13 protein-coding genes and 2 tRNA genes are annotated in these 14,268 nt (G+C 68.2%); 8 read left to right on the forward strand and 7 right to left on the reverse strand.

Annotated elements, in window-relative coordinates; all coding sequences use genetic code 11:
- Positions 1–23: 23 nt before the first annotated feature.
- The 3 genes from AAID08_RS05750 to AAID08_RS05760 form a co-directional block, all read right to left on the reverse strand.
- A complete protein-coding gene (locus tag AAID08_RS05750) occupies positions 24–956 on the reverse strand; it encodes a DUF4880 domain-containing protein (protein ID WP_395757446.1) in 933 nt (310 codons plus the stop codon).
- Entirely contained in the window at positions 949–1,488 is a 540-nt protein-coding gene (locus tag AAID08_RS05755) for an RNA polymerase sigma factor (RefSeq protein WP_196767531.1), read from the reverse strand. The genes AAID08_RS05750 and AAID08_RS05755 overlap by 8 nt, the downstream gene beginning before the upstream one ends.
- Positions 1,489–2,063: 575 nt before the next feature.
- A complete protein-coding gene (locus AAID08_RS05760) occupies positions 2,064–2,987 on the reverse strand; it encodes a carbon-nitrogen hydrolase family protein (protein WP_395757447.1) in 924 nt (307 codons plus the stop codon).
- Positions 2,988–3,073: 86 nt separating this feature from the next.
- Between AAID08_RS05760 and AAID08_RS05765 the strand changes: the two genes are divergently transcribed.
- Positions 3,074–4,015: a LysR substrate-binding domain-containing protein gene (locus AAID08_RS05765; RefSeq protein WP_395757448.1), complete on the forward strand. Its 942-nt coding sequence runs from the start codon at positions 3,074–3,076 to the stop codon at positions 4,013–4,015.
- Here AAID08_RS05765 and AAID08_RS05770 read toward each other — a convergent pair.
- Positions 3,956–4,942 (reverse strand): AraC family transcriptional regulator, encoded by a 987-nt coding sequence (locus tag AAID08_RS05770; protein WP_045952815.1) that lies wholly within the window; start codon positions 4,940–4,942, stop codon positions 3,956–3,958. The genes AAID08_RS05765 and AAID08_RS05770 overlap by 60 nt on opposite strands.
- A gap of 100 nt (positions 4,943–5,042) precedes the next feature.
- Between AAID08_RS05770 and AAID08_RS05775 the strand changes: the two genes are divergently transcribed.
- Positions 5,043–6,278, forward strand: a complete 1,236-nt coding sequence (locus tag AAID08_RS05775) for an MFS transporter (RefSeq protein ID WP_175188594.1) — start codon at positions 5,043–5,045, stop codon at positions 6,276–6,278.
- Positions 6,279–6,386: 108 nt separating this feature from the next.
- Positions 6,387–7,667: a hypothetical protein gene (locus AAID08_RS05780; protein ID WP_064524616.1), complete on the forward strand. Its 1,281-nt coding sequence runs from the start codon at positions 6,387–6,389 to the stop codon at positions 7,665–7,667.
- A gap of 28 nt (positions 7,668–7,695) precedes the next feature.
- Here AAID08_RS05780 and AAID08_RS05785 read toward each other — a convergent pair whose 3' ends face one another.
- Complete coding sequence (locus AAID08_RS05785) at positions 7,696–8,328, reverse strand: class I SAM-dependent methyltransferase (RefSeq protein ID WP_116793634.1); 633 nt, start codon at positions 8,326–8,328, stop codon at positions 7,696–7,698.
- Between the two features lie 218 nt (positions 8,329–8,546).
- A tRNA-Ser gene (locus AAID08_RS05790) sits at positions 8,547–8,636 on the reverse strand.
- Between the two features lie 121 nt (positions 8,637–8,757).
- On the opposite strand from AAID08_RS05790, the gene AAID08_RS05795 reads away from it, so the two are divergent.
- The 3 genes from AAID08_RS05795 to secG all read left to right on the forward strand — a co-directional run bounded on the left by AAID08_RS05795 (position 8,758) and on the right by secG (position 11,135).
- Positions 8,758–9,735, forward strand: coding sequence for an NAD(P)H-quinone oxidoreductase (locus tag AAID08_RS05795; protein ID WP_144655895.1), 978 nt, complete (start codon positions 8,758–8,760; stop codon positions 9,733–9,735).
- Positions 9,736–9,863: 128 nt separating this feature from the next.
- Positions 9,864–10,610 carry a triose-phosphate isomerase gene (gene tpiA / locus AAID08_RS05800; RefSeq protein ID WP_054433438.1) on the forward strand — a complete coding sequence of 249 codons (747 nt, stop codon included), beginning with the start codon at positions 9,864–9,866 and terminating at the stop codon, positions 10,608–10,610.
- Between the two features lie 21 nt (positions 10,611–10,631).
- Positions 10,632–11,135 carry a preprotein translocase subunit SecG gene (gene secG, locus AAID08_RS05805; protein ID WP_395757449.1) on the forward strand — a complete coding sequence of 168 codons (504 nt, stop codon included), beginning with the start codon at positions 10,632–10,634 and terminating at the stop codon, positions 11,133–11,135.
- 88 nt (positions 11,136–11,223) lie between these two features.
- Here secG and AAID08_RS05810 read toward each other — a convergent pair whose 3' ends face one another.
- A complete protein-coding gene (locus AAID08_RS05810) occupies positions 11,224–11,403 on the reverse strand; it encodes a hypothetical protein (protein ID WP_054501660.1) in 180 nt (59 codons plus the stop codon).
- Positions 11,404–11,723: 320 nt separating this feature from the next.
- Here AAID08_RS05810 and AAID08_RS05815 point away from each other — a divergent pair.
- Both AAID08_RS05815 and AAID08_RS05820 read left to right on the forward strand, forming a co-directional pair.
- A tRNA-Leu gene (locus AAID08_RS05815) sits at positions 11,724–11,808 on the forward strand.
- Between the two features lie 223 nt (positions 11,809–12,031).
- Positions 12,032–14,131: a PhoX family phosphatase gene (locus tag AAID08_RS05820; protein WP_116793635.1), complete on the forward strand. Its 2,100-nt coding sequence runs from the start codon at positions 12,032–12,034 to the stop codon at positions 14,129–14,131.
- Positions 14,132–14,268 lie beyond the last annotated feature (137 nt).

The following is a 14,268-nucleotide window of genomic DNA, read 5'->3' on the forward strand; positions in this document are numbered from 1 at the left end:
CGAAACTTACATTTTGTTTCTCATCATGCCGGTTCCACGCGAACCCAGTAGCGCGTGCGGTATCGCACCCGCAGGCCTAGCGTGATGGCCAGCGCCTCCAGGACCTGGTCCGTGTCCTTGAGGCGAAAACTGCCGTTCACGCGCAGGGCAGCCACGCGCTCGTCGCACTGGATCAGGCCCGGCCGATAGCGCGCCAGTTCTTCGGCAAACGCCTCCAGCGGCATATCGTCAGCGATCAACATGCCGTGCACCCAGGCGAACTCGCGCCCGGCCCAGCCTGTTTCGTCCTCGATGCGGTGCGCCGAGAAGCGGCGCACGTCGCCGGCGCGCAGGGTCAGGCCGAGATCGCCTCGGGTGGTGAGAACGGCCTGCCCCGCATCGAGCGCCACGCGGGTCAACGGGCCTTGCGTGCGCACCACCAGGTGAGCGCGGGTTGGCACGATACAGCCACCGCGCGTCAACACGCGCGGCGCCGAGTCCGCGGCGCGGGTGTCCAGCATGATCTCGCCGTCGTGCAGTTCGATGTCCAGGCGGCCTCCGTCCTGCCTCAGGTCCAGCGCAGTGCCGGTGTTCATCATCAGCGCCACAGCGTCGTTCAGCGTCAGGCTGCGCTGTTCGCCGGTGGCGCTGCGGTAGGCCGCGAGCCAGCCCGCCTCCCGGGCCTGGCGGTAGAGCAGCGGGCCGCCCACTGCAATGCCCGCGCCGGCCGCCAGCAACTTGAGCGTGCGCCGGCGCGTGTGGCGAAAGTCGATGGCCCCGAGCGCGGCGGCAGCGGCATCGCCGCTTGCGGGCACGGCGTCCTGCAATAGCTCGAAGCGCCGCCAGACTTTGGCGTGCCCGGGCGAAGCTTCGTACCAGCGCAGCCAGGCCTGCCGCGTGGCGGCGCTGCCGTCCTGTTCCAGGCGCACCAGCCAGCCGGCCGCCTGCGCGACTACGTCGGGTTGGCGTCTAGACATCGAGCGCGTGATAAAGGCGTTGCCAACCCTGGACCATGTCTTTCTGCACCATGTTGACCGTGATTTGCAGGCGGTCCGCGATCGCTTCGTAGGGCAGGCCCTGTAGGCGCGCCAGCAGGAACACCTCGCGCATGCGCCGCGGCATGCGGTCCAGCGCCGCGCACACGGCCAGCAATTGCTGCGACACCTGGGCCAGCATTTCGGGCGACGGCGAGAGTGGTTCGGGCTGTTGCGCCAACGCGGCCAGGTAAGCGGCCTCCAGCTCACGGCGCCGGTGGCGGTCGATCAGCAGGCGGCGGGCGATGGCGGCCAGGTAGCCGCGGTTCCAGCCGCGTGATTCCAGGTAGGTCTGGCGCAGCAGGCGTTCAAAGGTGTCCTGCACCAGGTCCCAGGCGTCGGCCGGGTGTCCCGTCTGGCGCCGCATGAAGGCGAACAGCCAGGCGCGGTGCTCGCGGTACATCGACGCGACCACGTTGCGGTCGGCCGCCTCGGGAGTTGAGGGCGCTTCCACGTTGAAGAAGAACTTATGCAAATAAGAATCAGACGCAATTCTAACTGTTGCATGCATGCCTGGGAAGCGGGCCGGGGGCGGACGTTCGCGGGGAAGAGGAATGCGGTTGCGGCAAAGGGCGCGCAAAGGCGGGCCGGTGGTGGTTCAGGGGTGGTGCCCGAGACCGGAATCGAACCGGTACGGCCTCGCGGCCGAGGGATTTTCGTACCACTTCGACTTTCGCCGCCGGCGCGCGGAGCGCCGTTCGTGGTCTGGAGCACGCCTTCACCATAGCCTTGCGGCCTTAGGTGCCCGCCGTCTGCTCTCTACACCTTCCCGGTTCTTTCGATCCGGGCTTGGCTCGGCGTTGGCTCGGAACAAGTCCAGGGCATTCGCCGAGTTTGACGGGCTACACCTCTGGAGTTTCCTCCGGAGGGCTCAAATGGATTCAAGTCCCTTGTGTCTACCAATTTCACCACTCGGGCATTGGGGTTCCGACAGGAAACCGCAATGGGATACCTGGGTGTGCGGCGCGAGCGCGCAGCGGTATCCGGCGGGCGTGACTATACCACTCGCGGGCAGGCGGCCCGTCATGCAAGGCCGCCCCTGTGGAAAACTCAGCCGATGAAGCGCACCGTCTGGCGGGCGCGTTCGTCCACCTCCAGGGTGAAAACGTCGGGCCGAGCGTAGTGGCCGACCACGTCGAAGTCATAGCGCGCGCGCACCAGTTCGTCGACATCGATGGTTGCCGTCAGCAGGCCGGTCTGGCCGTGCAGCGGGCCGGCCAGGACGTCGCCCAGCGGTCCGACGATGAGCGAGCCGCCGTTGATGAGTGGACGCTGAGGATCCCAGCCGGGCACGTCCAGGCCCAGCTCGGCGGGCGAGGGTTGCACCTGGCAGGCGCTGATGACGAAGCAGCGGCCCTCGTGGGCGATGTGGCGCATCGAGCATTGCCAGATGTCGCGTTCGTCGACGGTGGGCGCGCACCAGATCTGTGCGCCCTTGGCGTACATGGCGGTGCGCAGCAGCGGCATGTGGTTTTCCCAGCAGATGGCGCCGCCGACGCGGCCCGCGGCCGTCTCCAGCACGGGCAGGGTCGAGCCGTCGCCCTGGCCCCAGATCAGCCGTTCGGTGCCGGTGGGCATCAGCTTGCGGTGCCTGGCGGTCAGGCCGGTGGCCGGATCGAAGTACAGCGCGGTGCAGTACAGCGTGCTGCCGGCGCGTTCGATCACGCCGATCACCAGGCTGGCCCCGGTGCGTTGCGACAGCGCGGCCAGCGCGTCGGTCTCGGGGCCGGGTACATCGATGGCGTTCTGGTAGTAGCGGGCGTAGGCGTCGCGCCCTTCGGGCAGGCGGTAGCCCAGCCGGGTGCCGAAGATCTCGCCCTTGGGGTAGCCGCCCAGCAGGGCCTCGGGCATGACCACCAGCGCGGCGCCAGAGGCGCTGATCTCGGCCTCGAAGGCCAGGATCCGTTCCAGGGTGGCGTCCTTGCCTTCGGGCGAGGCGCCGATCTGCAGCGCGGCGACGGTGGTGGCGGTCATGGGGGTTCCTTTTTCACAGAGGAGTCGATGCGTCCTAGTGTCGGGGGCGGCCTAAAATCAATCAATCCTGCCTGGCGATAAATGATATGAACCAGATCGATATCGAGTCGACCGACCTGAACCTGCTCAAGGTGTTCGAGGCGATCTACGACGAGGGCGGCGCGGGCCGCGCCGCGCTGCGCCTGGGGGTGACCCAGTCGGCGGTCAGCGCGGCGCTGGCGCGGCTGCGCGCGCTGTACGCCGACCCGCTGTTCGTGCGCACCGGGCGTGGCCTGTCGCCCAGCCTGCGGGCGCGCGAGCTGCGGCCGATCATCGGCGAGGCGTTGGACAAGTGCCGGCAGAGCCTGTCGCTGGCGCGGCCTGGACCGGCCGGGTTCGCCGGGCGTTCGGTCACGCTGGGGCTGTCGGACGACTTCGAGATCGCGCTGGGGCGCGAGGCCATCGCGGCGCTGGCCGAGGCTGCGCCGGGACTGCGTCTGATCTTTCGCCAGACCCACAGCCGCCTGGCCGCCGACATGCTGATGGCGCGCGACGTCGACCTGGTGATCGCGTCCGGCGGACTGATCGCGCCCGCATTGCAGCGCGTGACCGTTGGGCAGGGCGACTATGCCTGCCTGGTCGATCCGGCCAGCCTGGCGCCGGGCCAGGATGCGTTGTCCGTGGACGATTTCACCCGGCGTGCGCACGTGCTGGTGTCGTCGGGCGGATTCATCGGCGTGGTTGACGAGGTGCTGCACGCGCAGGGATTGACGCGGCGGGTGCTGGCGGCGACCACGCACTTTGCGGCGCTGGCGTTTCTGCTGCGTGGCGGCGACGCGCTGGCGACCCTGCCGACCCACGCGGCGCGCGGCCTGGCGGCGGTCACGGGGCTGCGGCTGCTGCCGTGCCCGGTCGCCATGCCGGGCTACGCCATCGAGATGGGCTGGCGCGCCGATGCCTTGCGCGATGAGGCCGTGGCGGTGGCTCGCCTATCCCTGCTGGGCCTGCTGCAGGGCTACGGTTGGGCCGCGGCGCCTGGCGCCCGGTGATTGACCGGTGACGCGTTTATAGGCGCGGCTGAAGGCGGCTTGGGAGGTATAGCCGAGGCGCTCGGCCACGGTGTCGATCGGCAAGCGCTCGTGGGATAGCCATTGGCTGGCCAGGCGCATGCGCAATTCGGTGGCGTAGCGCAGCGGCGGCGTGCCGATGGTGGCCTGGAAGCGTTGCGCGAAGACCGATCGCGAGACATTGCATTGCGCCGCCAGTTCTTCCACGGTCCAGTCGCGGCCGGGCTGGCGATGCAGGGCCAGGATGGCGCGCGCCAGCCGCGGGTCGCGCAGGGCGGCCACCAGGCCGGCGGCATCATCGCAACCGCTTTCGATCCAGCCGCGCACGATCATGGCGGCCACCACTTCCGCCAGGCGCGCCAGGATGCCGGCAAAGCCGATGCGTCCGGCGCAGATTTCGCGCTTCATGGCGTCCAGCAGCGCCAGCGCGCCCGGGTAGCGTTCGCTGGCGGCGTCCACCAGCATCAGGCCAGGCATCAAGGGGCCGAGGCCCCGCATGCCGCCCAGGTCGAACGCCATGCAGCCATAGAAGAGCACGGCGCTGGGCGTGTCGTGCGTGCTGGGGCAGGTGTCGACGCCGCTGACCTGCTCGCCCAGCGGCGCCGCGGCCACCTCGTCGATATCGCGCACCGGGGCGCGCGGGTCGGATAGCAAGTGATGGGCGTCGCCCTGGGGAATGAGCACGGCGTTGCCCGCGGACAGCGGATGCAGCGCGCCGTCGGCGCTGCGCAGCACGGCGTTGCCAACCGCCAGATAGTGGAAGTAGGCGTGGCCGGGGCGGGCGCGGAAGCCCAGGCCGACCGGCGCGCCGACCTGGATGCGGCGGTATTGCACGCCGCGCAGGCGCATGCCGGTCAGCAGTTCGCTGATCAGGTCGGACGAAAGCGCAAAGGCATCCGTGGCATTCATTCAGGTGTTTAGGTCAAAAATCAAAGATTATTCATCATAGATTATCCTGGATGCCATCCCTAGACTGGCCGCTGTGATGTTTTCCTGAGGATGTTCTGCGATGAGTCATGGTGTCTGTGAAGCGGTCTGCGATGGCCGCATGTCGCGCGTGGCGGATGCGCCGCCCGCCTGGATGGCGGTGTTTTCGCTGGCGATGGGGGTGTTCGGTTTGCTGACCGCGGAGTACCTGCCGGCCAGCCTGCTGACGCCGATGGCGCTCGACCTGGGAGTTTCCGAGGCGCTGGCCGGGCAGGCGGTGACGGTGACGGCGGTGGTGGCGTTGTTTGCCGGACTGCTGGTGCCGGGGCTGACGCGCGCGCTCGACCGGCGCGTGGTGCTGCTGGCCTTCAGCACCCTGATGGTGGCCTCCAATCTACTGGTGGCAATGTCTTCCAGCCTGGCGGTGCTGCTGGCGATGCGTATTTTGCTCGGCGTTGCGCTGGGCGGTTTCTGGAGCATGGCGGCGGCGGTGGCCATGCGCCTGGTGTCGCCCGCCTTGCTGCCGCGCGCGTTGTCGATCATCTTCAGTGGCATTGCCGTGGGGACCGTGGTGGCGGTGCCGCTCGGCAGCTATCTGGGCGGCAGGTATGGCTGGCGCAGCGCCTTCGTCGCCGCGGCCGCGGTTGGCGTGGCGACGCTGGCGTTCCAGTGGCTCACGCTGCCGCGGCTGGCGCCGGGTCGGACCGCGCGGCTGCGCACGGTGCTGGAGGTATTGCTGCGTCCCGGCATCGCCGTGGGCATGTTGGGATGCGTGCTGGTGCACACCGGCCACTTCGCGCTGTTCACCTACATCCGGCCGTTCCTTGAAACCACGACAGGCGTCGGCGCCGACGGACTGGCCTTGATGCTGCTGGGTTTTGGCGTGGCGAATTTCGCCGGCACCCTGCTGGCGGGATGGTTGCTGGGCCACAGCGCCCGCGCCACGCTGGTGCTGATGCCCGCGCTGGTGGGGGCGGCGGCCCTGGCGCTGGCCTTGCTGCCGACGACCGTAACGGGACAGGCGCTGCTGGTGGCGCTATGGGGAATGGCGTTCGGCGGGGTGCCGGTGGCGTGGTCGAACTGGGTGGCCAGCGCGGTGCCCGACCAGGCCGAAAGCGCGGGCGGCATGGTGGTGGCGTCGGTGCAGTCGTCGATCGCGGCCGGCGCGGCGGCCGGTGGCGCGATGTTCAGCGCCAACGGCATCGTCGGCGTGTTCGTGGCCGCCGGCATCCTGATGCTGCTGGCGGCGCTGTTGATCGCATTGCGGGTGCGCATCCACGCGCCTGGACGCGGCCCCGGTCCGGCAGTGCATCTTTGAGACCTACGCCGCCTGAGGCCGGCGCGGGACGAGGCCGCGCCAGCCGTGCGCGCGACTGCGCCGACGGTATCATGTGCCATCCTCGTTTTGGCAACCCGCCGTACGGTCATGGTCCCTGCATCGACTCCGCTTCTCGACCGCCTGCTTGCCGACGGCGTCATTCGCCCGGATCACCACGCCGCCGCGCGCCAGCGTCTGGGCGAGGGCGGCGCCGAACCGTGGACGTCGCTCGGCGAGGCGTTGTTCTGGCTGGTGGACGAACACATCGTTTCCGACGAGGATCTGGCGGCCATCGGCGAGCTCTCCGTGACCGAAGCCGCCTTCGCCGGCAACGCCACCCGTCGCCAGGCACTGGCCGAGATGGACGCGCTGATGCAGCGCAAGCTTGAAGAATATGAACGGCAGGTGCGCCGGGTCGCGCTCAAGCGTGCTTTTCCCGGCCCGCGCCGGGCATGGCTGGGCGGCGGCGTGATCGCGGTGGCCGCGGCGGGATGGTATCTGTTCGCGCCGGCCACGCCGCCGCAGTGCGATGATGCCGATGTGCAGAAAACCCTGCGCGCCAGCCTGTTTACCTCGCGCCTCCAGCAGATGTCCCGCAATCCGCTGGCCGGGGGAGCGGCGCCGGCCGACCTGTACCTGGCGACGTTTTCGGATGTGAACGAAATCGGCTACATCAAGCCGGAACGGTCGCGCGGCTGCGCCGCGACGCTGAAGGTCGGCGAGGCCACGTCGGTCCTGGCCTACACCATCGGTCCGAACGACAAGGGCGAGATGATGATCGCCGGCGCGGATCCGCGCGTGGTGCGGGCCCGTTACGGCCAGCTCGATGCCGATGGCAAGCCGCGCGATGTGGGCCAGCCGGCGGGCGCGGCAAGGCTCGCCGCCGCCTTCGAACAGGGCGTGGCGGCGTTCGACCAGTTGGCCCGGGGCGCGGCGCGCAAGGCAGCCCAGGACCGGCAGCGCGAACGCATGGGCCTGCCGGCGGAAACCGACACGCGCGCCGTGCGCAATATCCAGCCGCTGGGCGACTGCAAGGATCTCGGCGGCGGCAGGTGGTCATGCCGCCTGCAGGTCGAGTACCGCGACCGCCTGATGTCCACCATCGGCCGCGCCGACTGGCAGGTGTTCGAAGGCGACTTCGAATTCCTGCAGGAAGGGGACGCGTGGCGCGTGGGCGAGCCGTTCACGCGCCAGTACATGGATGCGATCGTGCGCGGCCGGATGGCGGAGCTGAAGGGCGACGAGGCGGCGGCGCGGCTGGAGCAGATCCAGCGCCAGCGGCCGCAGGCCGCGCCGACGGCCGAGTCGGCGCCATCCGTGGGAGCCTTGGCGCCCGCCAGGACGGGCGGCCGCGAGCATCGCGGCGACGGCGCCGTCATCAACAAATAGGACGGGTTGTGGTTAGTCCCGCGCGCGCTCAGGCCGTGATGGCGTCCGGTTCCCGCCGGCGGGCGAAGACGAACACGTGGTGGTATTTGTCGCGCATCGGATGGCGCGGCTGTTCGACGCCGGCGATCGGCGGCACGAAAGGCGTGAACAGGCCAAGCGCGTCGATATGTACCGGGAAGGGCGCGCGTTCGGGCGTGTCGTTGTAGCCCAGGACGAGCAGGCCGCCCGGCTTGAGCACCGCATGGCATTGCGCAAGCATGCGCTCGTAGCCGGCCTGTTCGTTCAGGCCGTAGCCGATCAGGCCGTTGGCGATCACCACGTCGAAATAGCCCGGCTCGTAGAGCGCCGCCATCTCGGTGGCGCTGCCTGTCAGGTGGCGGCCAGGCACGCCGTAGCGGGCCTGTTCCGGATCCATGTCGAGCGAATGGAATTCCGGCTTCAGCAGCCGCGGATAGTGCCAGGTGTATTCGCCCATGCCCAGGAAGAGGCAGCGCCCCGGGCCTTGCGGGCCGTCCGCCTGGCGGTTGAGATAGCCGAAGATCTGTTGTTCCAGGAAGGCCCGGTTCGGCGCCCGCAGCGGAAACTGCACGCCGCAGCGCGCGGCCAGGGCCGGAGACAACCGGAACAGGCCTGATTTGAATGCGTCTTTGAGTTTGGGCATACGGATCGCGCCTGGCTGTGTCGCCGGTTCTTTGACCGGGTTCGCCACCGCGAGCCGCCCGGAATGCGCCAGATAGTAGACGAAATCGTTTCTATTCAGGAGTTGTTCAGTTGTTAATGATATTTGCGCAACATGGGCGCGAGCGGACACGTCCTGGACCGTGGTGACGGCGGGCGGCTCGGGCAAATCGAGGGGGATGGGGACGGTGGGCGGTCTTCTGGCGGAAGCGGTGGGATTCGAACCCACGAAGGGTTTAACCCCTTGCCGGTTTTCAAGACCGGTGCAATCGACCACTCTGCCACGCTTCCTGCTGCCGCAATGTCCTGCGGAGACGGCAATCCGGCCGCCAGGCAAACACTCTACCCGACGACAACGCGACTTGCCGTAAAGGGCGCAATAATAATCCATTTGCTGCGAAGGAGGCACGCGATGCACTGTGTAGAAATCTCCCGCCCGGGCGGCCCCGAGGTGCTGGTTCCCGCCGAACGTCCCACGCCCGAGCCCGGCAAGGGCGAAGTGCTGATCAAGGTCAGCGCTGCGGGCGTCAACCGTCCCGACGTGTTCCAGCGCAAGGGCAACTACGCGCCGCCGCCCGGAGCGTCCGACCTGCCGGGCCTGGAAGTGGCCGGCGAGATCGTCGGCGGCGACCTGGCCGGCAGCGGCTTTGCGTTGGGCGACAAGGTGTGCGCCCTGGTGGCTGGCGGCGGCTATGCCGAATACTGCGTCGCGCCCGCGGCCCAGTGCCTGCCGATTCCCAAGGGCCTGTCCGATATCGAAGCGGCCGGCCTGCCGGAAACCTATTTCACGGTCTGGAGCAACGTGTTCGACCGCGGCGGCCTGGCCGACGGCGAGATCCTGCTGGTGCACGGCGGCGCCAGCGGCATCGGCACCACGGCCATCCAGTTGGCCCGCGCCCTGGGCAACACGGTCTACGCCACTGTCGGCAGCGACGATCGCGCCCGCGCGGTCGAGGCCCTGGGCGCCGCGCGCGGCATCAATTACAAGACGCAGGACTTCGTCAAGGAAGTGAAGGACGCCACCGGCGGCCGCGGCGTCGACGTGATCCTGGACATGGTGGCCGGCGATTACATCGCCCGCGACATGCAGTGCCTGGCCGACGACGGCCGCATCGTCATCATCGCCCAACTGGGCGGCGCGCAGGCCAATGTCGATACCAGCCAGGTCATGCGCCGCCGCCTGACCATCACCGGCTCCACCCTGCGGCCGCGCCCGGTGGCCTTCAAGGGCGCCATCGCCCGGGCGCTGCGCGAGCGCGCCTGGCCCCTGCTGGAGCAGGGCGCGATCAAGCCGATCGTGCACGCCACCTTCCCGCTGGCCCAGGCCGCCCAGGCCCACGCCATGATGGAAGGCGGCGAGAACATCGGCAAAATCATCCTGACCGTGTAAGAAACGCGCGGCGTTCGGCGCGGCGCCGCGCAACAGGATACAATCACGGGTTTCGCCTGGAATTATTTCCAGGCCAGCCCGTGGGCGGGTGCTTTTCCCCCGGGTTCACCCACTCTGACATTTGCGCCATGACTTCAGTCGAACACCGCGCCCGCCTCGTGCTGGGCAACTGGAAGATGCACGGCAACCTGGCCGAGAATGCCGCGTTGCTGACCGAACTGCGCGCCGCGGATGCCGCCAGCCATTGCGAAATCGGCGTCTGCGTCCCGTTTCCGTACCTGGCGCAGGCCGCGTCGGCCCTGACCGGCAGCGCCGTGTCGTGGGGCGCGCAGGACGTCAGCGCCCACGACAAAGGCGCCTACACGGGCGAAGTCTCGGGCGCCATGCTCAAGGAATTCGGCTGCCGTTATGCGCTGGCCGGCCACTCCGAGCGCCGCGTGCTGCATGGTGAAACCGACCAGATGGTCGCCGACAAGGCGCGCGCGGCCCTGGCCGCCGGCCTGACCCCGGTGGTGTGCGTGGGCGAGTCACTGGCCGACCGCGAGGCCGGCAACACGCTGGCTGTGATCGAGCGCCAGCTCAAGCCGGTGCTGGCGCTGGGCGCCGAGGCCGTCTCGCGCATGGTGCTGGCCTACGAGCCCGTCTGGGCCATCGGCACCGGCCGTACCGCCAGCCCCGAGCAGGCGCAGGAAGTCCACGGCGCCATCCGCGCCGCCCTGGCAGCGCTGGGCGCGGCCCAGGTGCAAGTTTTGTACGGCGGCAGCGTCAAAGCTGCCAATGCCGCCAGTTTGTTCGCCATGACTGATATCGACGGAGCCCTGGTCGGCGGCGCGTCGCTCGTGGCCGAAGAATTTTTGCGAATCGCCGCCATCTAAGTTTCCGTTCCGGAGTCTGTAATGCCCTTGATGCTCAAACTTCTGCTGGCCGTCCAAATGATCTCGGCGCTGGCTATCATCGTGCTGGTCCTGCTGCAGCAGGGCAAAGGCGCCGACATGGGGTCCGCGTTCGGCAGCGGCTCGTCGGGCAGCCTGTTCGGCGCCACCGGCGCGGCCAACTTCCTGTCGCGCGCCACCAAGTGGGCCGCGGTGGTCTTCTTCGCCTCCACGGCCGGCCTGGCCTATGTCAGCCACAAGGGCACCAGCGGCCCCGCCGTCGACTCCGGCGTGATGCAGAACTTCCCGGCCGACCGTTCCGTGCCGCAGGTGCCGGGCGCCGCGCCGGCCCAACCGGGCGCGGGTGCCTCGTCGGTGCCCGGCGCTTCGTCCGTCCCCGGCGCCGCTTCGTCGGTGCCTGGCGCCGGTTCGGCTCCTGCCCCGGCCCCGGCTGCCAAGCCGGACGCTTCGGTGCCGTCGGCGCCGGCCGCCGCGGGCGACAAGCCGGCCGAGGCGCCTGCCAAGTAAGCGTCCCGCCCCAATGAGAAAGGCCGGCTATCGCCGGCCTTTTTTCATGGCGTTCCGTCCTGGAACGCTGGTCTTGCGCGGAAGGCGTTCAGGCGCCCGGCAGCATGTGGCGCGCTGAGACGGCGAGGATGCGCTCGGCGGACTCGCGTAGCTGGCGCGCTTCGCGGTAGGCACGCAGGGACACGACGGCATCGTAGCGGCGCGCGCTGCGCGGGCCGGCGAGCAGCGTGGGACGGCGGGTCAGGATCGGGGATATCAGACGTTGCATGGTGGAGCCTTGTACGGGCCTGAGGCCCTGTTGTGTATGACTGGCATCGTAAGCCGGCCGGACATGCGCGCCAACGAATTCCCTTTCATATGAATATCCGGGGGGAACTCCCCGGGAACGGCCCGGGTGTGCGCATGGCCACGCCAGTATTGCCTGTCCACATGACAGATTGATGCCAGGTGGGGCGCGACGCGTCAGGGCGGGTTGCCCGGTGGCGGCGAAGGCTTGAGCGATATGGCGGGACGGATTCACGCGAATCGCCAATTGCGTGATAGAATGTTCGACTTTCCAGGAAAGCACGACTTTTCTGGCAAAAGTTAGCCGACGTGGTGAAATTGGTAGACACGCTATCTTGAGGGGGTAGTGGCGAAAGCTGTGCGAGTTCGAGTCTCGCCGTCGGCACCAGGAATCAAGAAAAGCCCGCTGAAACGCAAGTTCCAGCGGGCTTTTTGCATTTTGCTTTTGCAGCGCTTGTCGCCGTGCGCGCGGCTTTGGACGGGACGGTTTCCGTGCCCCTGTCAAACCTTTCATTTAGCTGTTATTAACCCGTCATCTTGGACAGCGATCATGCCGGCAGGCTGGGTCGCGGGTGAGCCAGTCGATAACAGCGACATTGACAGGAAAACTGATGAGTTCTTCGGACCAGGACGACATCCCGTCCAACCCCTCCAAGGCACCGCATTTCAACGAAGTGGTACGACGCGCCGTTTCGCGCCGCGGCTTTCTCAAGGCCGGCCTGGGCGCCAGCGCGGTCGGCTTCATGGGCGCGGGCCTGACGGCCTGTGGCGGCGATGACGACGATGATTCGTCCAGTGGCAATCCTGGCTCCAACCCGGGCGGCGAGACGCCCGCCAAGCCGGTCGAGCTCAATTTCAAGGCGGTGCCCATCAGCACCGCCGATACCGTGGTGGTGCCCGAGGGCTACCAGTTCGCCGTGATCAGCCGCTGGGGCGATCCGCTCTTTGCGGGCGCGCCGGCGTTCAAGGCCGACGCCAGCAATGGCGGCGACGACCAGGCCCGCCAACTGGGCTACAACCACGACGGCCTGCACTTCTTCCCGATCGACGGCAGCGATAGCGTCAACGGCAGCAGCGTGGAAGGCCTGATGGTCACCAACCACGAATACACCACGCCGGAATACTTCTATCCCGTCGGCGTGCAGCCCGGCAACGCGCAGTGGAACCTGGACTGGGTGCGCAAGTCGCAGCACGCGCATGGCGTGTCGGTGCGTCACTTGCGGCTGGCCAATGGCAAGTGGGAAGCGGTGCTGGATTCGCCGTTCAACCGCAGCGTCAATGCCAACGTCGCCATGCAACTGGTGGGCCCGGCCGCGGGCAACCGCCTGGTGCGCACCAATGCCGATCCGACGGGCACGCGCTGCTTCGGCACCTTCGGCAATTGTGGCAACGGCTACACGCTGTGGAACACCTACCTGACGTGCGAAGAGAACTTCACCGACTACTTCGGTGTCGGCACGGCGGATCCGGCCACGGTGAACTACCCCGACGCCGAATACCGGGCGCACATGGAGCGCTACAAGGGTTCGGGCAAGACCTCCAGCAGCTCTTACCGTTGGGACCACTACGACAACCGCTTCAACTGGGCGATGGAGCCCAACGAATACAACCGTTGCGGCTGGGTGGTGGAGATCGATCCGTTCGATCCGAATTCCACGCCCAAGAAGCTGACCGCGCTGGGCCGCTTCAAGCACGAGAACGCGGCGATGACGCTGGCCGACGACAAGCGCGTGGTCGTCTACATGGGCGACGACCAGGTCAGCGAGTACATCTACAAGTTCGTGTCCGACGGTAAGTACGACCCGGCCCGCCCGGCGTTGAACCGTCTGTTGCTGGACAAGGGCACGCTGTACGTTGCGCGTTTCCTGGACGGCGCCGCGCAGGGTGACGCCATGGGCGTGGGCGAGTGGATCCCGCTCAAGCTCGACACGCCTGCGCAGGCCGGCGGCACGCTCGGCGCGCTGTTCAATCAGGACATGGGCGAGCTGCTGGTCAAGACGCGCCAGGCCGCCGACGCGGTGGGCGCGACGCCGATGGACCGGCCCGAGTGGATCACGACCCACCCGACCACCCGCGAAGCCTATGTCACGCTGACCAACAACAGCTCGCGCGGCAGCGGCAGCGCGCGCTATCCGGGCGGCCCCAACCATCCGGGCGCCAATGACGCCAACCCCCGCACCGGCAACCAGTACGGCCAGATCGTGCGCTGGCGCGAGAAAAATGGCGACCCGGCGTCGCTGAGTTTCGAATGGGACATTTTCGTGCTGGCCGGCAACCCGACGCTGTATCCGCGCACCGATCTGCGCAGCGGCTCGGCCAACGTCACGGCCGACAACACCTTCAACAGCCCCGATGGCCTGGCTTTCGACAAGCGCGGCCTGCTGTGGATCGAGACGGACGGCAACTACTCCAACACCGGCGCCTACGCCGGCCAGGGCAACAACCAGATGCTGGTGGCCAACCCGGCCACCAAGGAGATCCGCCGCTTCATGACGGGCCCGGTCGGTTGTGAAGTGACCGGCCTGACCTGGACGCCCGACCAGAAGTACCTGTTCATCAACATCCAGCACCCGGGCGAAGGCCCGAGTGTGACGGATGCGCAGAACAATCCGCTGATGGCGTCCAAGTGGCCCGATGACGCCAGCGCCAGCCGGCCGCGCCCGGCCACGGTGGTGATCTGGAAGCAGGACGGCACCGCCGTCGGCACCTGAGGCCGCGAGCGCGTCCGCGGGGCTGTCCCGTGGCCGTCGGCATGCCTGATGACGTATCGGCCGGCGCCTTGTGCGCCGGCTTTTTCTTGCGCGGGCGTCGTGCGCGCCTATGGGCGCGGACGGTGCGCGGGCGCGGA

This window comes from Achromobacter sp. EB05 (genome assembly GCF_044232075.1).
Taxonomy (GTDB): Bacteria; Pseudomonadota; Gammaproteobacteria; order Burkholderiales; family Burkholderiaceae_B; genus Achromobacter; species Achromobacter dolens.